Annotated in this window: 21 protein-coding genes; 11 read left to right on the top strand and 10 right to left on the bottom strand. The window is 69.8% G+C overall.

Features of this window, described 5'->3' with window-relative positions:
• Nucleotides 1–52: 52 nt before the first annotated feature.
• Both fabG and fabD read right to left on the bottom strand, forming a co-directional pair.
• Nucleotides 53–790 carry a 3-oxoacyl-[acyl-carrier-protein] reductase gene (gene fabG, locus NK718_RS17160; protein WP_254744762.1) on the bottom strand — a complete coding sequence of 246 codons (738 nt, stop codon included), beginning with the start codon at nt 788–790 and terminating at the stop codon, nt 53–55.
• A 28-nt stretch (nt 791–818) separates the two neighbouring features.
• Nucleotides 819–1,766, bottom strand: a complete 948-nt coding sequence (gene fabD, locus NK718_RS17155) for an ACP S-malonyltransferase (RefSeq protein ID WP_254744760.1) — start codon at nt 1,764–1,766, stop codon at nt 819–821.
• 314 nt (nt 1,767–2,080) lie between these two features.
• On the opposite strand from fabD, the gene rpsF reads away from it, so the two are divergent.
• From rpsF to NK718_RS17105, 10 genes are all read left to right on the top strand, one after another.
• Nucleotides 2,081–2,566: a 30S ribosomal protein S6 gene (gene rpsF / locus NK718_RS17150; protein WP_254744758.1), complete on the top strand. Its 486-nt coding sequence runs from the start codon at nt 2,081–2,083 to the stop codon at nt 2,564–2,566.
• Complete coding sequence (gene rpsR / locus NK718_RS17145) at nt 2,563–2,805, top strand: 30S ribosomal protein S18 (protein WP_254744905.1); 243 nt, start codon at nt 2,563–2,565, stop codon at nt 2,803–2,805. Before rpsF ends, rpsR begins: the two co-directional genes overlap by 4 nt.
• A gap of 163 nt (nt 2,806–2,968) precedes the next feature.
• Nucleotides 2,969–3,943, top strand: coding sequence for a DUF2232 domain-containing protein (locus tag NK718_RS17140; protein WP_254744756.1), 975 nt, complete (start codon nt 2,969–2,971; stop codon nt 3,941–3,943).
• Between the two features lie 16 nt (nt 3,944–3,959).
• Nucleotides 3,960–4,529, top strand: coding sequence for a 50S ribosomal protein L9 (gene rplI, locus NK718_RS17135; protein ID WP_254744754.1), 570 nt, complete (start codon nt 3,960–3,962; stop codon nt 4,527–4,529).
• A gap of 211 nt (nt 4,530–4,740) precedes the next feature.
• Entirely contained in the window at nt 4,741–6,231 is a 1,491-nt protein-coding gene (locus tag NK718_RS17130; protein WP_254744752.1) for a replicative DNA helicase, read from the top strand.
• Nucleotides 6,228–7,397, top strand: a complete 1,170-nt coding sequence (gene alr / locus NK718_RS17125) for an alanine racemase (protein ID WP_371877314.1) — start codon at nt 6,228–6,230, stop codon at nt 7,395–7,397. Before NK718_RS17130 ends, alr begins: the two co-directional genes overlap by 4 nt.
• The gene (gene radA / locus NK718_RS17120; protein WP_254744750.1) at nt 7,397–8,818 is read left to right on the top strand and encodes a DNA repair protein RadA; all 1,422 of its coding nucleotides are present in this window, start codon (nt 7,397–7,399) and stop codon (nt 8,816–8,818) included. The genes alr and radA overlap by 1 nt, the downstream gene beginning before the upstream one ends.
• 88 nt (nt 8,819–8,906) lie before the next feature.
• Entirely contained in the window at nt 8,907–9,602 is a 696-nt protein-coding gene (locus NK718_RS17115; RefSeq protein WP_254744901.1) for a CvpA family protein, read from the top strand.
• 34 nt (nt 9,603–9,636) lie between these two features.
• A complete protein-coding gene (purF, locus tag NK718_RS17110) occupies nt 9,637–11,127 on the top strand; it encodes an amidophosphoribosyltransferase (RefSeq protein WP_254744748.1) in 1,491 nt (496 codons plus the stop codon).
• 40 nt (nt 11,128–11,167) lie between these two features.
• A complete protein-coding gene (locus tag NK718_RS17105; RefSeq protein ID WP_254744746.1) occupies nt 11,168–11,908 on the top strand; it encodes an SDR family NAD(P)-dependent oxidoreductase in 741 nt (246 codons plus the stop codon).
• Between the two features lie 38 nt (nt 11,909–11,946).
• Here the strand turns inward: NK718_RS17105 and der are convergent, their stop codons facing one another.
• The 5 genes from der to NK718_RS17080 all read right to left on the bottom strand — a co-directional run bounded on the left by der (nt 11,947) and on the right by NK718_RS17080 (nt 17,722).
• On the bottom strand, nt 11,947–13,314 hold the full coding sequence (der, locus tag NK718_RS17100) for a ribosome biogenesis GTPase Der (RefSeq protein WP_256515684.1): 1,368 nt from the start codon (nt 13,312–13,314) through the stop codon (nt 11,947–11,949).
• 35 nt (nt 13,315–13,349) lie between these two features.
• Nucleotides 13,350–14,006 (bottom strand): tetratricopeptide repeat protein, encoded by a 657-nt coding sequence (locus NK718_RS17095; protein ID WP_254744744.1) that lies wholly within the window; start codon nt 14,004–14,006, stop codon nt 13,350–13,352.
• A 114-nt stretch (nt 14,007–14,120) separates the two neighbouring features.
• A complete protein-coding gene (locus tag NK718_RS17090) occupies nt 14,121–14,699 on the bottom strand; it encodes an NnrU family protein (RefSeq protein ID WP_371877313.1) in 579 nt (192 codons plus the stop codon).
• A gap of 114 nt (nt 14,700–14,813) precedes the next feature.
• Complete coding sequence (gene guaA, locus NK718_RS17085; RefSeq protein WP_254744740.1) at nt 14,814–16,373, bottom strand: glutamine-hydrolyzing GMP synthase; 1,560 nt, start codon at nt 16,371–16,373, stop codon at nt 14,814–14,816.
• Between the two features lie 50 nt (nt 16,374–16,423).
• A complete protein-coding gene (locus NK718_RS17080) occupies nt 16,424–17,722 on the bottom strand; it encodes an RsmB/NOP family class I SAM-dependent RNA methyltransferase (protein WP_254744738.1) in 1,299 nt (432 codons plus the stop codon).
• A gap of 98 nt (nt 17,723–17,820) precedes the next feature.
• Between NK718_RS17080 and NK718_RS17075 the strand changes: the two genes are divergently transcribed.
• Complete coding sequence (locus NK718_RS17075) at nt 17,821–17,973, top strand: hypothetical protein (protein WP_254744736.1); 153 nt, start codon at nt 17,821–17,823, stop codon at nt 17,971–17,973.
• 13 nt (nt 17,974–17,986) lie between these two features.
• On the opposite strand, the gene guaB is transcribed toward NK718_RS17075, so the two are convergent.
• The 3 genes from guaB to NK718_RS17060 form a co-directional block, all read right to left on the bottom strand.
• Nucleotides 17,987–19,462, bottom strand: a complete 1,476-nt coding sequence (guaB, locus tag NK718_RS17070) for an IMP dehydrogenase (protein WP_254744734.1) — start codon at nt 19,460–19,462, stop codon at nt 17,987–17,989.
• 117 nt (nt 19,463–19,579) lie between these two features.
• Nucleotides 19,580–20,302 (bottom strand): RlmE family RNA methyltransferase, encoded by a 723-nt coding sequence (locus NK718_RS17065; RefSeq protein WP_254744732.1) that lies wholly within the window; start codon nt 20,300–20,302, stop codon nt 19,580–19,582.
• Complete coding sequence (locus NK718_RS17060) at nt 20,299–21,333, bottom strand: Ppx/GppA phosphatase family protein (protein ID WP_254744886.1); 1,035 nt, start codon at nt 21,331–21,333, stop codon at nt 20,299–20,301. The genes NK718_RS17065 and NK718_RS17060 overlap by 4 nt, the downstream gene beginning before the upstream one ends.
• Nucleotides 21,334–21,459: the final 126 nt, after the last annotated feature.

Below are 21,459 nucleotides of genomic sequence, written 5' to 3'. Positions count from 1 at the left end.
GCGAGTGGCGCGACATGGTGACGCGCCGTTTCAACAAGATATTGCAAGCCGCTCAGATCATTGCCATTCCGCCATTTACGTGCAGCGTCTGACCCGTCACGTAGGCGGCTTCCTGGCTGGCCAGGTAGACGGCCGCGGCGGCGATGTCCGGGCCCGTGCCGAGGCGGCCCATGGGCACGTTGCCGAGGATCGATTCCTTTTGCTTGTCGTTCAGGGCGTCGGTCATCGGCGTTTCGATGAAGCCCGGCGCGATGCAGTTGACGGTGATGTTGCGGCTGGCGACCTCCGCGGCGAGCGACTTCGTCATGCCGACCAGGCCGGCCTTGGACGCGGCGTAGTTGCCCTGCCCCGGATTCCCCGTCACGCCCACAATGGAGGTAATGGAGATGATGCGGCCGTAGCGGCGGCGCATCATGCCCTTGACGCTGGCGCGCATCAGGCGGAAGGCGGCCTCGAGGTTGACGCGGATCACCGTGTCCCACTCCTCGTCTTTCATGCGCATGAACAGATTGTCCCGCGTCACGCCGGCGTTGTTGACGAGGATGTCGAGGTGGCCCATCGCGGCCTCGGCGGCGGGCACGACCGCCTCGACGGAGTCCTTGTCGGCGAGGTTGGCCGAAAGGACGTGGGCGCGCTCGCCCAGCTCGGCGGCCAGCGCGCTCAGCGCCTCGACACGCGTGCCGGAGAGCGCCACGACGGCCCCCTGCCCGTGGAGGGCGCGCGCGATCGCGCCGCCGATTCCCCCCGTCGCGCCCGTCACCAGGGCGGTCTTGCCGGTCAGGTCGAACATGGAGCGTCTCCGTGAATTACTGGGGATGTCAGGCCTTGCGGCGCGCGATGAAGGCGGCGATGTCGTCGGGCGTGCCGACCGAGACGGCCTCGGCCCCCTCGGCGAGCCGCTTGGCGAGGCCCGACAGGACCTTCCCGGCGCCCAGCTCGTAGAACGCCGTCACGCCGGCATTAGCCATATAGGCCATGCTCTCGCGCCAGCGCACGGTCCCGGTGACCTGCGCCACGAGCGAGTCCCTGATGGCGGCCGGGTCGGTCAAAGGAGCGGCATGCACGTTGGCCACCAGCGGCACGCGCGGCGCGCGGATGTCGACGCCCGCCAGCGCCTTCGCCATGGCGTCCGCCGCCGGCTGCATCAGCGCGCAATGGAAGGGAGCGGAGACGGGCAGAAGCACCGCGCGGCGCGCGCCCTTGCCCTTGGCGATCTCCATGGCGCGCTCGACGGCGGCCTTCGTTCCGGAGATCACGACCTGCCCGCCGCCATTGTCGTTGGCGGCCTGACAGATCTCGCCCTGGGCGGCTTCGGCCGCGGCTTCTGCCGCCGCGTCGAACTCCAGCCCCAGCAACGCCGCCATCGCGCCCTGACCGGGCGGCACGGCGGCCTGCATCGCGTCGCCGCGGATGCGCAGCAGGCGCGCCGTCTCGGCGATCGTGAGCGAGCCGGCCGCGGCGAGCGCCGAATATTCGCCGAGCGAATGGCCGGCGACGAATTTGGCGTCGCGGGCGAGGTCGAGGCCCGCTTCGGCCTCCAGCACCCGCAGCACCGCGAGGCTCACCGCCATCAGGGCCGGCTGGGCGTTGGCGGTCAGGGTCAGCTCGGCTTCAGGGCCCTCGAACGCCAGGGCCGAGAGCTTCTGCCCAAGGGCCGCGTCGACCTCGTCGAACACCTCGCGCGCGGGACGGAACGTCTCGGCGAGCGCCTTGCCCATGCCGACGGACTGGCTGCCCTGACCGGGAAAAATGAACGCAGCGGACATGCGACCCTCGCGTGAGAACCTGTAAAGTCGCGTGGTGGTGCTGTGGCGAGCCCGGCTTGTCAAGCCGAGGGCGGGATTTTTGCAGTGCGAGACGGCCGCACGGGTTGCGCGCGGCGGGCCGCCGGTATAAAGAGCGCCCTTCGCAGCTTCCGGCCGGGGGCTGAACGGAAGGTCTTGCGCCGGTTCGCCGGATCGAGGCAGGGGCGCTCGCCCCGTCTTCCCGTGTCTCCGCCTTCGGATACCTCCCGTTCGGGCCTTTCACGAGGCCCGAAGGGCTTCGCGCCGGAAGCGAACCGAGTGAAAGGCCACACTGAATGTCTCTTTACGAGCATGTGTACCTTGCGCGGCAGGACGTGACTGCCCAGCAGGTCGAGGCCATGACGGAACAGATGAAGTCCGTCATCGAGGCCAACGGCGGCAAGGTCGAGAAGATCGAGTACTGGGGCGTCAAGACGCTCGCCTTCCGGATCAAGAAGAACCGCAAGGCTCATTTTTCGCTTCTGAACATCTCCGCCCCGCCGGCCGCCGTGGCCGAGATGGAGCGCCAGATGCGCATCAACGAAGACATCCTTCGCTTCATGACGGTCAGCGTCGAGGAGCTCGAGGAAGGCCCGTCGGCGATGATGCAGAAGCGCGACCGCGACGAGCGTGACGACCGCGGCGACCGTGGCTTCGGCGGCGGCGGCCGGTTCGGCGGCGGCGGCGGCCGCTTCGGCGGCGGCGGTGGCCGTGGCGGCGACCGTGATCGCGGGCCCCGCCCGCCCCGTCGTGACGAGGCTCCGGCCGAGGAGGCCATCTGATGTCTGCTGCTGCTCCCCGTCGTCCGTTCTTCCGCCGTCGGAAGACCTGCCCGTTCTCCGGCCCGAACGCGCCGAAGATCGACTACAAGGACACGCGCCTGCTGTCGCGCTACATCTCCGAGCGCGGCAAGATCGTGCCGTCCCGCATCACGGCCGTGTCGGCCAAGAAGCAGCGCGAGCTCGCCAAGGCGATCAAGCGCGCCCGCTTCCTGGGCCTGCTTCCGTACGTGATCGCGTAAGTCTGGCGCGCCGGCGTCAGCCGGCCCGCCTCGTCCGGCCTCGCCGGATTTCGTCTCGCCGGCCGCTCGCGCGGCCGGCTTCGTCGCCCGGCGGTCGCCGCCGGGTTTGTTGGACGGGGCCAGCCCCCGCCCTAACCCCTCGGATGAGGCGGGACAGCTCGACATGGGTACGCTTCTCGGCATCGGCGCCGGCGCGGGATTCGTTTCCGCCCTTCTGTTCGCGGTCCTGACGACCGGGAACCCGATCGCGTTCGCCCTCTATTTCGTCGCGCCGCTCCCCGTGCTTCTGGCCGCGTTGGGCTGGAACCATCGCGCCGGCCTGATCGCCGCTTTGTCCGGCGCGGCCATGGTCGGGCTCGCCTTCGGGCTCGCTCCGGGGCTGCTTTATCTCGTCAGCATCGCGGCTCCCGCCTGGCTGTTCGCCTATCTCCTGCTGCTCGCGCGCAGCGACGGCGCGACGGAGGAGTGGTATCCGCTCGGCCGGCTGCTGCTGTGGATCGTCGGCGTCTCCGCCGGCCTGACGCTGCTCGGCGCGCTCATGATCTCGACCGACTACGACGGCCTGGTCGCCGGCTTCGCGGAGCGGGTCGTGCCGCTCATCGAGCGGATGAACCCCAACGCCTTCGAGGGCCTCGCGGCCGACGACCGCACCGCGACCGTCACCGACCTGGCGCGCCTGCTCGCGGCGGTGGCCCTGCCGATCAGTACGGCGCTCAGCGTCGGCTCGTCCATCGCGCTGTTGTGGCTGGCCGCCCGCATCGTCCGGGCGTCGGGGCGGCTGCCCCGCCCGTGGCCGGCCATCGCGCGCACCGAGATTCCCCGCATCGGGCTGGCGCTGCTCGGGGTGGGGATCGTCGGCGGGCTCGTCCTGTCCGGCTTCGCCGGCCTGTTCGCGCGCTCCGTCGCGGCGGCCGCCCTGATGGCCTACTGCCTGCAGGGCCTCGCGGTGGTCCACGTGCTGACGACGGGCGTCGCCGGGCGCGGCGGCATCCTCTCGGCCGTCTACATCACGTTCTTCATCCTGCCGGGCTGGCCGGTGCTGCTCTACGCGCTGGCCGGCGTCGCCGACAGCCTGTTCGGCATGCGCGCCCGCAAGCTGGCGGGGTCCACCCCTTCACCACCCACACCCACGATCTGAACCCAAGGAGAGTCCCATGGAAGTCATCCTGCTCGAGCGCGTGGCCAAGCTTGGCCAGATGGGCGAGACCGTTCGCGTCAAGAACGGCTTCGCCCGCAACTTCCTGCTGCCGCGCGGCAAGGCGCTGCGCGCCACCAAGGAGAACAAGGCCCGCTTCGAGGAGCAGCGCGCCCAGCTCGAGGCCCGCAACCTCGAGGCGCGCGGCGAGGCCGCCGCCGTCGGCGAGAAGCTGAACGGCCAGAGCTTCGTGATCATCCGCCAGGCCGGCGAGATGGGCCAGCTCTACGGCTCGGTCTCGACGCGCGACCTCGCCGACGTCCTCACCGCCGGCGGCTTCTCGGTCGATCGCCAGCAGATCGTCCTCAACACCCCGATCAAGTCGATCGGCCTGCACCAGGTGCCCGTGCACCTGCACGCCGAGGTCGAGGTGACGGTGACGATCAACGTCGCCCGCAGCCAGGACGAGGCCGAGCGCCAGGGTCGCGGCGAGAGCGTGCTGCAGGGCCGCGAGGAGGCCAATCTCGACGAGCTCGGCCTCGACATCGGCGCGGCGCTGGCCGAGGCCGGCGGCGACCAGGAGCTCTGAGCCCCGGTCCGACGAACAAGAGACGCCCGGCTCCGGCCGGGCGTTTTCGTTTGCGCGCTCCCGCGTGAGGCATTTGGGCCGCAGTCAAGCGGCGCCGGAACGCCTTCTCGGCCATGTGGGGAACGGGGACTGCCGGGACGGCGCGCGAGTTGCAGCCGCCATTCGGGACCCGTCCTGCTAGACTGCGCGCTCAACGGGATACCGAATCGACATGGCGACCGCGCTTACTCTTGCGTCCCCGGCGGCCGGGGGCATGGAGCCCCAGTACCGCACCGCCCCGCACAATATCGAGGCGGAGCAGGCGCTGCTCGGCGCGCTGCTCGTCAACAACGACGCCTTCTACCGCGTCTCGGACTTCCTCGACCCCGAGCATTTCTCCGAAGACGTGCATCGGCGGATCTTCGAGATCGCCCGCTCGCTGATCCGCAACGGCAAGATCGCCACGCCGATCACGCTCAAGACCTTCCTGGGCGACCAGGACCTCGGCGGCATGACGGTGTCGCACTACCTCGCGCGCCTCGCCGCCGAGGCGACGACCGTCATCAACGCGGAGGACTACGGGCGCACGATCTATGACCTCGCCATGCGCCGGCAGCTCATCACGATCGGCGAGGACCTGGTCAACATGGCGTACGATGCGCCGGTCGACGAGCCGCCGCGCAAGCAGATCGAGGACGCCGAGCGCAAGCTGTTCGAGCTTGCCGAGAAGGGCCGCTACGAGGGCGGCTTCCTCAACTTCTCCGAGGCCCTGCGCGGCGCCATCGACATGGCGGCCGAGGCCTTCAAGCGCGACCGCAAGCTGTCGGGCATCTCGACGGGGATCACCGACCTCGACCGCATGATGGGCGGGCTGCAGGGCTCCGACCTCGTGATCCTCGCCGGCCGCCCGGCCATGGGCAAGACGTCGCTGGCCACCAACATCGCCTTCAACATCGCACGGGCCTATGCCGGCGAGCGCCAGCCGGACGGGACGGTGAAGCGGCTCGACGGCGGCATCGTCGGGTTCTTCTCGCTGGAAATGTCGGCCGAGCAGCTCGCCACCCGCATCATCGCCGAGCAGTCCGGCGTCGCCTCCTACAAAATCCGGCGCGGCGAGATCGGCGAAACGGAGTTCGCCCGCGTGGCCGACGCGGCGCGCGAGATGGAGCGCATTCCCTTCTACATCGACCAGACCGGCGGCATCTCCATCGCCCAGCTCACCGCCAGGGCGCGCCGGCTGAAGCGGCAGAAGGGCCTCGACGTCCTGGTCATCGACTATCTCCAGCTCTTGTCCGCCTCGGCCAAGAAGGGCGAGAACCGCGTGCAGGAGCTGACCGAGATCACCACCGGCCTCAAGGCGCTGGCCAAGGAGCTCTCGGTGCCGATCGTCGCGCTGTCGCAGCTCTCCCGCCAGGTCGAGAACCGCGACGACAAGCGCCCGCAGCTGTCGGACCTGCGCGAATCGGGCTCGATCGAACAGGACGCCGACATCGTGCTCTTCGTGTATCGCGAGGAGTACTACCACAAGAACAAGGAGCCGAAGCCCGGCACCGAGGAACACTTCAAGTGGCAGGCCGAGATGGAGCAGATCCACGGCCGCGCCGAGGTGATCATCGGCAAGCAGCGCCACGGCCCGACGGGAACCGTGCAGCTGCACTTCGACGCCGAGATCACCCGCTTCTCCGATCTGGCCCGCGAAGACCACCTTCCGGAGCGGATGTGAACGCCGACGCCGGCCTGAACCGACGCCCGCCGGGCGACGCGCCCGCCGGCGCGTCGGACCATGCGTCGGGCGCCATCCTCACCATCGACGCGGAGGCGATCGCCACCAACTGGCGGCGGATCGGCGCGCGCGCGCCGTCCTGCGAGTGCGCGGCCGTCCTCAAGGCGGACGCCTACGGAACGGGGCTCGAGGTCGCCGCCCCGGCCCTCGTCGCGGCGGGATGCCGGACGATGTTCGTCGCCCTACCCTCGGAGGGAGTCGCCCTGAGGGCGCTCGCGCCGGAGGCCGACATCTACGTCCTCAACGGCCTCTTGCCGGGAACAGCCGCGACGCTGGCGCGCCATCGGCTCCGCCCGGTGCTCGGCTCGCTGGACGAGATCGCGGAGTGGGCGGCGTTCGTGGCGGCGGAGCGCATTGCGGGCGAGGCGGCGGTCCACGTCGACACGGGGATGAACCGCCTCGGCCTGACCGCGCGCGACGCCGTCGAATGGACCCGCCGCGACAAGGTCTTCCGGCCCGGCTTCGCGATCTCGCTGCTGATGAGCCACCTGGTCGCCTCGGAGACGCCGGACAACCTCGTCAACGAGCGCCAGATCGAGATCTTCGCCGCCCTGCGCCAGAGCTTTCCGGGAGTGCCGGGCAGCCTCGCCAACTCGTCGGGCGTGTTCCTCGGCTCGCGCGCCCATCACGATCTCCTGCGCCCCGGCTATGCCCTCTACGGCGGCAATCCGACGCCGTGGGAGCGCAATCCGATGGTCCCCGTGGTCCGGCTGGAGGCCCGCATCCTGCAGGTCAGGGAGGTCGGTCCCGGCGAGACGGTCGGCTATCACGGTCGCTGGACGGCCCGCCGCCCCTCGCGACTGGCCACGGTCGCGCTGGGCTACGCCGACGGCTTTCCCGGCAACGCCTCGTCGAGCGACATGCGCTCGGGGGCGGAAGCGATCGTCGCCGGCGTGCGCTGCCCGGTCGCGGGCCGCATCTCGATGGACATGCTCGTCCTCGACGTCACGGACGCGCCGACCGCCGCGGTCCGGCGCGGCGCGCTGGTCTCGATCCTCGACCACGAAATCACCGTCGACGACCTCGCTGCGCGCGCCGGCACGATCGGCTATGAGGTGCTGACCCAGCTCGGGCGGCGCGCCCACAGGCGGGTGATCGGACGCTGATGGCCAAACGCACCCTCTCCTATGTCTGCCAGAACTGCGGCGCCGTGTACGGGCGCTGGCAGGGACGCTGCGACGCCTGCGGCGAATGGAACTGCATCGCCGAGGAGGCCGCCTCGCCGCCCCTGCCGGGAGGCGGCTCGCCGGTGCGCGGTCCGCGCGGCCGTGGGCGCGTGTTCCGGCTGGAGGGGCTGAAGGGCGACCAGGCCGAAGCGCCCCGCGTGGCGTCGGGCATCGCCGAGCTCGACCGCGTCACCGGCGGCGGCTTCGTCAAGGGCTCGGTGCTGCTGCTCGGCGGCGATCCGGGCATCGGCAAGTCCACCCTGCTTATGCAGGCCTGCGCGGCGCTCGCCGGCGCGGGCCATCGCGTCGTGTACATCTCGGGCGAGGAAGCGACCGGTCAGGTGCGCCTGCGCGCCGAGCGCCTGGGCCTCTCCGGCGCCAATGTCGAGCTGGCCGCCGAAACGAGCGTCGAGGACATCATCGCCACGCTCTCGCAGGGCGAGCCGCCGCGCCTGGTGGTGATCGATTCGATCCAGACCATGTGGACGGAGGCGGTCGAGGCTGCGCCCGGCACCGTGACGCAGGTGCGCGGCTCGGCCCAGACGCTGATCCGCTTCGCCAAGGCGAGCGGGACGGCGGTGATCCTCGTCGGCCACGTCACCAAGGACGGCCAGATCGCCGGGCCGCGCGTGGTCGAGCACATGGTCGACGCCGTCGTGTCCTTCGAGGGCGACGGCGCGCACCAGTTCCGCATCCTGCGCGCGGTCAAGAACCGCTTCGGGCCGACGGACGAGATCGGCGTGTTCGAGATGACCGGCCTCGGCCTCGCCGAGGTGCCCAACCCGTCGGCGATGTTTCTGGCGGGCCGCGACACCGCCTCGCCGGGGACCGCCGTGTTCGCCGCAATGGAAGGGACGCGCCCGCTTCTGGTCGAGTTCCAGGCGCTCGTCGCGCCGACGGCGCTGGGTACGCCCCGCCGCGCCGTGGTCGGCTGGGACCCGAGCCGCCTGTCGATGGTGATGGCCGTGCTCGAGGCGCATGGCGGGCTGCGCCTGGGCCAGCACGACGTCTACCTCAACGTCGCCGGCGGCCTGCGAATCAACGAACCCGCCGCCGACATGGCCGCCGCCGCCGCCCTCGTCTCCTCGCTCGCCGGTGTGCCCTTGCCGGCCGACCGCGTGTACATGGGCGAGATCGCCCTGACGGGCGCGTTGCGGCCGGTCGCGCAGGCGGCGAGCCGCCTCAAAGAAGCCGCAAAACTCGGATTTCAGTCCGCCCTGGCTCCCCGGGCCGGCATCGACAGCGCGGGTCGGCCGCCCATCGAGATCGAAACGGCGGGCGACGTCTCCGAACTGGTCGCGGGGATCGCGGCCAAGGCCGCTTCCAGAAACGTGGCGCAAGGCGGGGGACGGCGCGCGTGACGCTGACCAAGAGGCGTGACGGGCCTGACCTGCGCCGTTATAAGACGTTGCCCATCGGACCTGTCATCGCCGAGACCCCATGAGCCAATTGCCGGTCACAGCCCTCGATCTCGTCGTCATCGGCGTGGTGTTCATCTCGGCGCTTCTGGCCGCCATCCGCGGGTTCACGCGCGAGGTGCTGGCCATCGTGTCGTGGGTCGCGGCGGCGGCGGCGGCCTACGCCTTCCACCCCATGGTGCTGCCGCTGGTGAAGGACTATATCAGCAACCCGCAGGTCGCGCTGGCCGCGGCCATCGGCGGCGTCTTCCTGGCGACGCTGGTGATCGTGTCCTTCCTGACGGTGAAGCTGTCGGACCTGGTGCTGGACTCGCGCATCGGCGCGCTGGACCGCACGCTCGGCTTCCTGTTCGGCGCGGCGCGCGGACTGCTGATCGCCGTCATCGCCTTCGTCTTCTTCGACAAGCTGGTGGGCGACAAGCAGCAGCCGGATTGGGTGCGTGGCGCCAAGCTGCAGCCGGTGCTGCGGTCGGCCGGCGACCAGATCATCGCGGTGCTGCCGGACGATCCGGAAGGCCTGTTCGCCAAGTGGAAGGCGCGCAACCGCAACCAGGGCGACCCCGGCGAGCCGCCGGCCGCGCCCGGAGCGCCGCTGGCTCCGCAGACTGCGCCGCCCGCGGGCCAGAAGAAGACGGAGAACGCGCCCGGCCCGCTCTACAAGAAGGCCGAGCAGCAGACCCTTCAACAGCTGATCGGCTCCACGGCCACTCCGGCCCCGAGCCCGTGAACCGCGCCTTCGGGCGGACAAGATGAGGTCGGTGATGAACGAGCGTCGCGGCTTGGCCGGGTCCGCCTCCTATGGCGACGACCTTCTGGACCTCGACGGAGACCGCCTGCGCGAGGAATGCGGCGTCTTCGGCATCTTCGGGCATCCCGACGCGGCGGCCATCACGGCGCTCGGCCTCCACGCCTTGCAGCACCGGGGCCAGGAGGCCGCCGGCATCGTCAGCTTCGACGGAGCGCGCTTCCATACGGAGCGGGCGCTGGGGCTGGTCGGCGACACCTTCTCGGACGCGGACACGGTGGCGCGGCTGCAGGGGAACCGCGCCATCGGCCATGTGCGCTATTCGACCACGGGCGAAACGATCCTGCGCAACGTGCAGCCGCTGTTCGCCGAGCTCGACGGCGGCGGCTTCGCCGTGGCGCATAACGGCAACCTCACGAATGGCCTGACGCTGCGCCGCCAGCTCGTGCGCGACGGCGCGATCTGCCAGTCGACCTCGGACACCGAGGTGATCCTTCACCTCGTGGCGCGCAGCCGCAGGCCGCGCTTCATGGACCGCTTCATCGACGCGCTGCACGCGCTCGAAGGCGCGTATTCCTTCGTCGGCCTCACCAACAAGAAGCTGATCGGCGCCCGCGACCCGCTCGGTATCCGCCCGCTGGTGCTGGGCGACCTCGACGGCTGCCCGATCCTGGCCTCCGAGACCTGCGCTCTCGACATCATCGGCGCGCGCTTCGTCCGCGACGTCGAGAACGGCGAGATCATCGTGGCCTCCGAGGACGGCATCGAGTCGATCAAGCCCTTCGGCGTCCAGCCGGCTCGCCCGTGCATCTTCGAGTACATCTATTTCTCCCGGCCGGATTCCATCGTCCACGGCCGCCACGTCTACGACGTGCGCAAGCGGATGGGCGCGGAGCTGGCGATGGAGTCGCCGGTCGACGCCGACGTGGTGGTTCCGGTGCCCGACTCCGGCGTTCCGGCGGCGCTCGGTTTCGCGCAGCAGATCGGAATTCCCTACGAGCTGGGCATCATCCGCAACCACTATGTCGGGCGCACCTTCATCCAGCCGACGCAGTCCGTTCGCGCGCTCGGCGTGCGCCTGAAGCACAGCGCCAACCGCTCGGTGGTGGCCGGCAAGCGCATCGTGCTGATCGACGACTCGATCGTGCGCGGCACCACCTCGGTGAAGATCGTGCAGATGATGCGCGAGGCCGGCGCGAAGGAAGTGCACTTCCGCATCTCGAGCCCGCCCATCACCCATCCCGACTACTACGGCATCGACACGCCGGAGCGGGAGAAGCTGCTGGCCGCGACGCACAATCTCGATCAGATGCGCGACTATATCGGCTGCGACTCCCTCGCCTTCCTCTCCGTCGACGGCATCTACCGCGCCATGGGAGAAGGGGCCCGCGACCCGGCGCGGCCGCAGTTCACCGACCATTGCTTCACCGGCGACTATCCTACCCCGCTGGCCGACCTCGACCTGCAGGGACCCAAGCAGTTGTCGCTTCTGGCCGAAGTCGGCTGACCGACCGTCGCCGCCGTTCTTTTCCGATCAAGAGTTGTCCATGACAAAGCCGCTCGACAATCGCATCGCACTCGTCACCGGAGCCTCGCGCGGCATCGGCCGGGCCGCCGCGCTGGCCTTCGCCCGGGCCGGGGCCCACGTGGTCGCCGTCGCCCGGACGCAGGGCGCGCTGGAGGAACTGGACGACGAGATCCGCGCCGTGGGGAGCAGCGCTACCCTGGTGCCGGTCGACATCAAGGACATGGAAGCGCTGGACCGGCTGGGCGGCGCGATCTTCGAGCGCTGGGGCAAGCTCGACGTGTTCCTCGGCAACGCGGCCATCCTGGGCCCGATCACGCCGCTCGGCCACGTGCAGCCCAAGGAGTGGGAGCAGGTGATGACCGTCAACGTGACGGCCAACTGGCGGCTGATCCGTTCGCTCGATCCGCTCCTGCGCGCCTCAGACGCCGGGCGGGCGATCCTGATCAGCTCGGGCGCTTCGTGGAAGAGCAACGCCTATTGGGGCCCCTACAGCGTCTCGAAGGCCGCCATCGACGCGCTGGGGCGCACCTACGCCGCCGAGACTGCTTCGACCAATGTGAAGGTGATGCTGGTCAACCCCGGCCCGCTGCGCACGCGGATGCGCGAATCCGCGGTCCCCGGCGAGGACCCGATGACGCTGCGCACGCCCGACGATCTGGCGCCGCACCTCGTCGCCCTGGCGTCGCCCGCCTGGGAGCAGAGCGGCAAGCTGTTCGACTTCCCCACCGGGCGGGTCGTCGATTTCCAGCACCCGGCCTGAGCGGACGCGCTCGCGCCGGGCGCGTCACTGCTGGTCCGTCATTCCTTGTCGTAGGGATTGTCGCTCGTGCGCATGCTGAGGCGGATCGGCGTGCCCGGCAGGTCGAACTGCTCGCGCAGGCCGTTGATCAGATACCGCGTGTAGCTCTCCGGCAGCGAGTCGAGCTGGTTGCCGAACAGCGCGAAGTGCGGCGGGCGGGCCTTCACCTGCGTCATGTAGCGGATCTTGATCCGGCGGCCTGAGACAGCCGGCGGCGGATGCCCTTCGAGCACACGCGACAGCCACTTGTTGAGCCGCGCCGTCGAGATGCGCCGCGACCAGACCTCGGCGGCGGCGAAGCAGGCCTCCATCAGCCGGTCGACGCCGTCACCGGTCAGCGCCGAGACGGGGACGATCCGCGCGCCCTTCACCTGCGACAGCAGTCGCTCCGAATCGTCCGTCAGGCGCTTCAGCCGTCCGGGATCGCCCGCCACGAGGTCCCACTTGTTGACGGCGATGACGAGCGCCCTGCCCTCCTTTTCGATCAGGTTCTGGATGGCCAGATCCTGCTTTTCGAATGGAATTGTCGCATCGAGCAGAAGAACGACGACTTCCGCGAATTTCACCGCCCGAAGACCATCGGAAACGGCGAGCTTCTCGAGCTTTTCTTCCACCTTTGAACGTCGGCGCATGCCGGCCGTGTCGAACAGCTTCACCTTGCGGCCGCGCCATTCCCAATCGAGACCGATGGAATCGCGCGTGATCCCCGCTTCCGGGCCGGTCAGAAGCCGTTCCTCGCCCAGCATGCGGTTGATGAGCGTCGACTTGCCGGCGTTCGGCCGCCCCACGATCGCGACCCGCAGCGGCCGGTCGGCGTCGTCGGCCGGCTCCGCCTCGGCCCCCTCCTCCTCGGGATCCGGCAGGCGTGTCTGCTCGGGAAGCGCCTCGCGCAGCGCGTCGTAGAGCTCCGAGAGGCCCTCGCCGTGCTCGGCCGAGAAGGGAATCGGGTCGCCCAGGCCGAGCCCGAAGGCTTCGTAGGTCTGCAGGATCCCGGCCCGGCTCTCGGCCTTGTTGGCCAGCAGGATCACCGGCTTGGCCGCCCGGCGCACCAGATCGGCGAATTGGCGGTCGTGAGGAGTGATGCCGGCGCGCGCGTCGACGACGAAGACGATGGCGTCGGCGGAAGCCAGCGCCTCCTCGGTCTGCGCGCGCATGCGCCCGGCGAGCGAGGCGGGATCCGCCTCCTCCAGGCCTGCGGTGTCGATCACCGTGAAATCGAGGTCGCCGAGGCGCGCCTGGCCCTCCCGGCGGTCGCGGGTGACGCCGGGCTGGTCGTCGACCAGCGCGAGCTTCTTGCCGACGAGCCGGTTGAACAGCGTCGACTTGCCCACGTTCGGCCGGCCGATGATGGCCACCGTGAAAGTCATGATCCTCTACCCCTGTCGGGCCGGTTCGAACGGGCTCAGTTCGCCGGCTTGACCGGTCCGGCGCGCACGATCGCCATCAGCAGGTCGGCCCGCTGGCGCAGCGACGAGGGCGCGGCCCGGTCGACGATGATCTCGTCGAGATAACGCCCGGCGCCGTCCAGGTCGCCGGCCTTCAGCGAGGCCAGCGCCAGGAGTTCGCGCGCGTTGGCTGCGAACGGCCCGGAAAGCAGCGGGTCGAGCCTGGCCTTCATGTCCGCCGGGCCCGCGGTGTCGACGAGCAGCAGCGCCGCCCGCAGCCGGGCCACGTCGCGCAGCGTCGCCGGGTAGGAGGCGTCCGCGGCGATGGCGTCATAGGTCTTGACGGCCTCGTCCGGCTTCGACTTCGCGATTTCCGCGGCCTCGCGGACGCGAGCGAGCGTCTGGTAGCCCTTGCTGCCGTCCTTCGCGATGGCGGCGAGCTCACGCTCGGCCTCCTCGGTCCGGCCGTCGCGCGAGGCCTCGAGCGCGGTCTCGAAGCGGGCGCCCGCTTCCTGCGCCTGCTTGGTGGCGTAGAAGTCGTAGACGCGCCAGCCGGCCGTGGCGAGCACCGCCACGAGGGCGAGCCCGATCACCTTGTTGCCGTGCTTCTTCCAGGCTTCGAGGGCTTTGTCCCGGCGGACTTCCTCGTCGATTTCGCGAAAAATATCGGCCATGGCCGTGGTGGGTTCCTTCCGGACGGCATGCGTCCACGGTCAGGCGGGCCTTGGCCCGCGGAGTCGGTCCCGGCGATTAGCACGGGACGCCCGGTTTGTCATGCGTCGCGGCCGTCAGCCGATCACAGGCACGCCGATCAGGTAAGGATGCAGCCAGATCACGGCGACCCAGACCACCGTGCCGACCGCGACGACGATGACGTCGTTCTTCGCCGATCCTTGCGCAAGGGCGGGTGCGCCCTCGGTCGGTTCACGCCGCTTCAGCGAGATGCGGTCGTAGACCGCCCAGGCGAGGACCGAGCCGAACAGCACGATGGAGCCGAGATCCCCGTTGGCGAGCAGATGCGCCAGCGCCCAGATCTTGACGCCGACGAGCATCGGATGCTTGAGCGCCCTCTTGATCCGGCTCGGCGGGGCATAGGCCGCGACAAGCGCCACCATCGCGAACCACATCAGCAGGATGACGAGGTGGCGCATGCCGAGCGGCGGGCTCCACACGTCGATGTAGCCGCTGGCGCGGTATGCCTTGTAGCCGAACACGATCAGCAGCAGGCCCAGCAGCGAGGCCAGGCTGTAGAGGCCCTTGTAGAGGCCCTCCCCCAACCGCCCGACGAGTTGCGCCCGCAGCGGCCGAAGGGTCGTCAGAACATGGACGCCCAACAGGAGGATCAGTCCGGCGATCAAGGTAAGCATGGTCGTTCCCATCCCGCGTTCACGCGGCGCCGCGCGGGAATCGCTCCCGCAGCCCGCCTCGCGCGGCAGTGTGCAGGACGAAGCACGAGCCCGGCAATGGAGAGAACCGCCGGCTCACTCCCACTCGATCGTGCCGGGCGGCTTGGAGGTGACGTCGTAGACGACGCGGTTGATGCCGCGCACCTCGTTGATGATGCGCGTGGCGGCGCGTCCCAGGAACGACATGTCGAACGGGTAGAAATCGGCCGTCATGCCGTCCACGGAGGTGACGGCGCGCAGCGCGCAGACGTGGTCGTAGGTGCGGCCGTCTCCCATCACGCCGACGGTGCGCACCGGCAGCAGCACCGCGAACGCCTGCCAGATGTCGTCGTAGAGCCCTGCCCTGCGGATCTCCTCGAGGAAGATCTCGTCGGCCAGGCGAAGGACATCGCACTTCTCGCGCGTCACCTCGCCGGGAATGCGAATGGCCAGGCCCGGGCCCGGGAACGGATGGCGGCCGACAAAGGCCTCCGGCAGCCCGAGCTCACGCCCGAGCTCGCGCACCTCGTCCTTGAACAGCTCGCGTAGCGGCTCGACGAGCTTCATGCGCATGCGGGCCGGCAGGCCGCCGACATTGTGGTGCGACTTGATGGTCACCGACGGGCCGCCGGTGAACGATACGCTCTCGATCACGTCCGGATACAGGGTGCCCTGGGCGAGGAAGTCCGCCCCGCCGACCGCCTTGGCCTCCTTGTCGAACACGTCGATGAACAGCGAGCCGATGGTCTTGCGCTTGACCTCGGGATCGGTGACCCCCGCCAGCGCGCCCAGGAACTCGCTGGAAGCGTCGACGTGAACGAGGGGGATGTTGTAGCTGTCGCGAAACAGCGCCACGACCTTCTTGGCCTCGCCGAGGCGGAGCAGTCCGTGGTCGACGAAGACGCAGGTGAGCTGGTCGCCGATGGCCTCGTGGATCAGCACGGCCGCAACGGCCGAGTCAACGCCGCCGGACAGCCCGCAGATCACCCGCCCGGAGCCGACCTGCTCGCGGATGCGCGCCACCGCCTCCTGGCGGAACGCCTTCATCGACCAGTCGCCTTTCAGCCCGGCGATGCGGCGGACGAAGTTGCGCAACAGGGCGGCGCCATGCGGCGTGTGGATCACCTCGGGGTGGAACATCAGCCCGTAATAGCGCCGCTTCTCGTCGCCGATGACGGCGAAGGGGGCGTTCTCCGACGTTCCATACCGGGCGAAGCCCGGCGGCAGCCTGGTGATGCGGTCGCCATGGCTCATCCACACGGGATAGGACTCGCCCTTGCGCCAGACGTCCTCGAACAGGCCGCAATCGTCCAGGGCCTCGACCTCGGCGCGGCCGAACTCGCGGTGGTGTCCGCCCTCCACCTCGCCGCCGAGCTGGGCGGCCATGGTCATCTGGCCGTAGCAGATCCCCAGCACCGGGACGCCGCTTTCAAAAATGGCCTGGGGCGCGCGGGGGCTGCCTTCCTCATGCACGGACTCAGGCCCGCCGGATAGGATCACCGCCTTCGGCTTCATGGCGTGGAAGGCGGCCTCGGCCGACTGGAACGGCACGATTTCGGAGTACACGCCCTCTTCCCGCACCCTGCGCGCGATGAGCTGCGTCACCTGGCTGCCGAAATCGACGATGAGAACCTTCTCGTGCTGCTGCTCGGACATTCGGACCCCGTATCATTCGTTCGGTCTGGGCGGCGGGACGCGCCGGCCTTTTACTCCACCCGGCGCAGAAGGGCGACGAAGAACCCGTCGGTCCCGGTTCTGCGCGGGCTCAATTGCAGTCCCTGGCCGCGGATGCTGGTGAAGGCGGCCAGGTCGGCCAGGCCCGCATCCTCGGCCACCCGCGCGGGCGGAATCAGCCGGAAACCGGGATTGCCGGCCAGGAAGCGCTCGATCTGCCCGTCGTTCTCGGCCGGCAGGAACGAGCAGGTGATGTAGGCGATACGCCCGCCCTGCTTCACCAGCCGGGCGGCGCGGGCCAGCACGGCGGCCTGGTCGGCCAGCCGGTCGTCGAGGCTGTTGGGCCGCATCCGCCACTTGGCGTCCGGGTTTCGCCGCCAGGTGCCGGAGCCGGTGCACGGCGCGTCGACGACGACGAGATCGGCCCGCCCGGCCAGCTTGGCGAGAGGCTCGTCGTCCTTGCCCCTTGGGGCGAGCACCTGCGCGTTGCGCACGCCGGCCCGGGTGAGGCGGTCGAAGATCGGGGCCAGCCGACGCTTGTCCGTGTCGGTGGCGAAGATCTGCCCCCGATTATCCATCGCCGCGGCGAGCGCCAGGGTCTTGCCGCCGGCGCCGGCGCACAGGTCGACGACCTGCATGTCGGGATCGGCCGCCGCCAGTTGCGCGGCCAGTTGCGAGCCTTCGTCCTGAACCTCGATCCAGCCTTTCTGGAACGCCGGCTCGGCCTGCACGGCGGGAGCGCGCGCGTCCTCGCCGATCACGATGCGCAGGCCGAGCGGCGCGCGCGCGGTCGGCGTCACGCCGAAATGCGCCAGCTCGGCAGCCGCCTTCTCGCGCGTCGTCTTGAGCGTATTGACGCGCAGGTCCACCGGGGCGCGTTGCGCCAGCGCCTGCGCCTCCTCCACGCGCCCCTCGCCGAACGCCTCGGCCAGTTGCGCGTCGAGCCATTCGGGATAGTCGCCCGCGACGTGAGGCGGCGCATCGGCCAGAGAGGGATGCTCCAGGGCCGCGCGTTCGGCGTCGGTCAGCGGTTCGGGCGCGAAGCGCGCGCCGGAGCACAGATCGTCGAACCGGGCCACTGACCAGTTGCGGGCGAGCCGAATTCCTCCCAGCAGCAGGGCGCGCGGCGAGGCCTCGCCCATGACGTGCGCGGCGGAGGCGCGCCGGCGCAGGACGTCATAGACCAGGCCAGCGATGGCCGAGCGGTCTCCCGACCCGGCGAAGCGGTGGCCGAGCCCCCAGTCCTTCAACGCGTCGGAGGCCGGCCGGCGGCGGGCCTCGATATCGGCCAGCACCTCGATGGCGGCGGAGAGTCGGGCGGCCGGCGTCATGCGTCAGATCCCTCGGCCGGGCTCTCGCCGTTTTGCGGCCATGTTTGAGCTTTCAACATTTCCACGCCGATTCCGGCCTTTCCACGATGGATTTCACGATGACCCGCATTTCCCGCATTGCTTGCCTCGCCGCCGTCGCCGTCGCTCTCGCCGCCTGCGCGACGGCGCCGCCTCCGCCGCCCGCGCCCGCCGCCCCGCCCGCCAAGAAGCTCGACGCGAAGACGCAGCTCGAGACCGGCCGCACCTACTGAGCGGCCTTCGACGTCACCGCGACATCGGATAGTTCGGGCTTTCGCGCGTGATGGTCACGTCATGCGCGTGGCTCTCGCGCAAGCCCGCCGAGGTAATGCGCACGAACTCCGCGCGCTCGCGGAAATCCGCCAGGGTCCTCGCGCCGACATAGCCCATCGCGGCGCGAAGGCCGCCGGCCAGCTGGTGCAGCACGCCCCCGACCGGTCCCTTGTACGGCACCTGCCCCTCGATGCCTTCCGGCACCAGCTTCAGCGTGTCCTTGATGTCCTGCTGGAAATAGCGGTCTGCCGAGCCGCGCGCCATCGCGCCGACCGAGCCCATGCCGCGATAGGCCTTGAACGAGCGGCCCTGGTACAGGAACACCTCGCCCGGGCTCTCGTCCGTGCCGGCCAGCAGCGAACCGACCATGGCGCACTCGGCGCCCGCCGCCAGCGCCTTGGCGAGGTCACCCGAGAACTTGATGCCGCCGTCCGCGATCACCGGAATGTCGTTGCGCAGCGCCACCTCGGCCGCGTCCATGATGGCGGTGAGCTGCGGCACGCCGACGCCCGCCACGATGCGGGTGGTGCAGATCGAGCCCGGCCCGATGCCGATCTTGACCGCGTCCGCGCCCGCGTCGATCAGCGCCTGGGTGCCGGCGCCGGTCGCCACGTTGCCGGCGATCACCTGCACCGAATTGGACAGCTTCTTCACCCGCGTGACGGACTCCAGCACGCGCTGCGAATGGCCGTGCGCCGTGTCGACGACGATGACGTCGCAGCCGGCCTCGATGAGCATTTCCGAGCGCAGGAAGCCCTGCTCACCGACCGTCGTCGCGGCCGCCACCCGCAGGCGGCCCTGCGCGTCCTTGGACGCGTTGGGATGAGCGACCTGCTTCTCCATGTCCTTCACGGTGATCAGGCCGATGCAGCGGAAATGATCGTCGACGACGAGCAGCTTCTCGATGCGGAACTGGTGCAGCAGCCGCTTCGCCTCGTCCTGGCCGACGCCTTCCCGCACGGTGATCAGCCGATCCTTGGTCATCAGTTCGGCTACGGGCTGATTGGGGCTGGTGGCGAAGCGCACGTCGCGGTTGGTGAGGATGCCGACGAGCTTGCCCGGCTTGTTGGCGGGCCCGCGCTCGACCACCGGAATGCCCGAGATGCCGTGCCGGCGCATCAGGCTGAGGGCGTCGTCCAGCGTCTCGTCGGGATGGATGGTGACCGGGTTCACCACCATGCCGCTCTCGAACTTCTTGACGGAGCGAACCTCCATCGCCTGCTCGTCGGGCGTGAGGTTGCGATGAATGACGCCGATGCCGCCGGCCTGCGCCATGGCGATCGCCAGCCGGGCTTCCGTCACCGTGTCCATCGCCGAGGAGATGATCGGCAGGTTGAGATGAATGCTGCGGGTCAGGCGGGTCCGGATATCGACATCGCCGGGCATGACCTCGGAATGACCGGGCTGGAGCAGCACGTCATCGAATGTCAACGCTTCCCTGATGAGCATGGCCAACTCCCCGGATGGATGTGCGAATAGAAAAAGCGCCGAGGCTTACGCCCGGCGCTCGCGATGACGAGTTGGCGCGTGCTGTTAGCACGGACCGACCCGAGTCGAAAGCGGAAATCAGCCGTCCGCGACGGCCGGGCTCGTCTTCCCCCCGCGAAAGCCGGTCGCGAGAACGTAGAGTTCGGCGGAATCGGCGCGGCTGGCGGCCGGCTTGACGTGCCGCACCACCGCGAAGTCCCGCTTGAGATCGGCCAGAAGCTGCCCTTCTGTGCCCCCCTGGAGGACCTTGGCGACGAACGCGCCACCGGGCGCGAGCACTTGCCGGGCGAAGTCGATGGCGAGTTCGGCCAGGGCGACGATCTTCAGATGATCGGTCTTCTTGTGCCCCGTGGCGTTGGCCGCCATGTCGGACATGACCACGTCGGCTTGCCCTCCCAGCATGGCCTTGAGCCGCTCGGGGGCGTCCTCGTCGAGGAAGTCCATGACCGTGAACTCGACGCCGGGCAAGGGATCGATGTCGAGGAGGTCGATGCCGATCACCCGGCCGCGCCCCTCCACCGAACCGACGCGCGCGGCGGCCACCTGCGACCAGCCGCCCGGAGCGGCCCCGAGGTCCAAGACGCGCTGGCCCGGCCGGAACAGATGGAACTTCTCGTCCATCTCCTTGAGCTTGTAGGCGGCGCGGGACTTGTAGCCTTCGCGCTTGGCGCGCGCCACGTACGGATCGTTGAGCTGACGTTCCAGCCAGCGTGTCTGCGATACCGTCCGCTTCCGGGCGGTCTTCACGCGCTGCTTGAGGGACCGTCCGCCCTCTCGGCCCGATGCGCCCTTGCCGCTCACGCGTACCGCCCGCGCCTTGAGGTCCAGACGCCGTCGGCGCTCATCAGCTCCATCAGGATGCCTTCCCTGAGCCCGCGATCGGCGATGCGCAGGCGGTCGGCGGGGAAAGCCCGCCGGATCGCCTCGAGGATCGCGCAGCCGGCCAGCACCAGGTCGGCGCGTTCGGACCCGATGCAGGGGTTCGCGGCGCGCTGGTCGAAACTCATGTCGAGCAACTGGTCCATCACGGTCTCGACGTCGGCGTCGTGCATCCACAGCCCGTCGACCTGACGCCTGTCGTAGCGCGGCAGCCGCAAATGGACGCCGGCGATGGTGGTGACCGTGCCGGACGTGCCGAGCAAATGAAACTTGTCGCAGCGCTCGGAGCCGGCGACGTCAGCGGCGAATTGCGACAGCATGTCCTCGACTTCGATCACCATGCGCTCGAAGGATTCGCGGCTGACCTCCACGCCGCCGTGCCGCTCGGCGAGCGTCACGACGCCGACGGGCAGCGACGTCCAGAAGCGGACGCGATCGCGCAGTTCGCCGCGCCGGCCGGCGGGCCCGTCCAGCCAGACGAGCTCCGACGACCCGCCGCCGATGTCGAACAGGAGTACGCCGGACGCGCGGGAATCGGCCAGCGCGGCGCATCCGGCCACGGCGAGGTGGGCTTCCGTCTCGCGGTCGACGATCTCTAGCTCGAGGTCGGCCTCCTCCCGGACACGGGCGATGAACTCGCCTCCGTTGGCGGCGGCGCGGCACGCCTCGGTGGCGATGAGCCGCGCCCGGCCGACGCCGCGCGCCTCCATCTTGCTCCTGCACACCTTCAGCGCTTCGATTGTGCGGCCGATGGCGGCTTCCTTGAGCCGCCCCGACGCGCCCAGCCCTTCGCCCAGCCTGACGATGCGCGAGAAGGCGTCGACGACGCGAAATCCGTCGGATGACGGCCGCGCGACCAGCAGGCGGCAATTATTGGTGCCGAGATCGAGCGCCGCGTAGGTGGACGTCTCCGGCCGTCGCGATGGGGCCTGGTGGTGCGGCCGCTGAGGGATCGGCGGAGCCAGTGGACGCGCGACCGTCGTCAGCTCGGCGGTGTCCCCGTCGAGGCTGCTGGTGACTGCGCCTGCGTCGTCAACCGGCACGTCGGCTCCTTCATCTCATTCACGGCATAACGTAAA

It is taken from the genome of Alsobacter ponti, assembly GCF_024294805.1.
GTDB classification, from domain to species: Bacteria; Pseudomonadota; Alphaproteobacteria; order Rhizobiales; family Beijerinckiaceae; genus Alsobacter; species Alsobacter ponti.
Note: the sequence above shows the minus strand (reverse complement) of the source record. Positions and strands in the feature narration are given on the sequence as shown.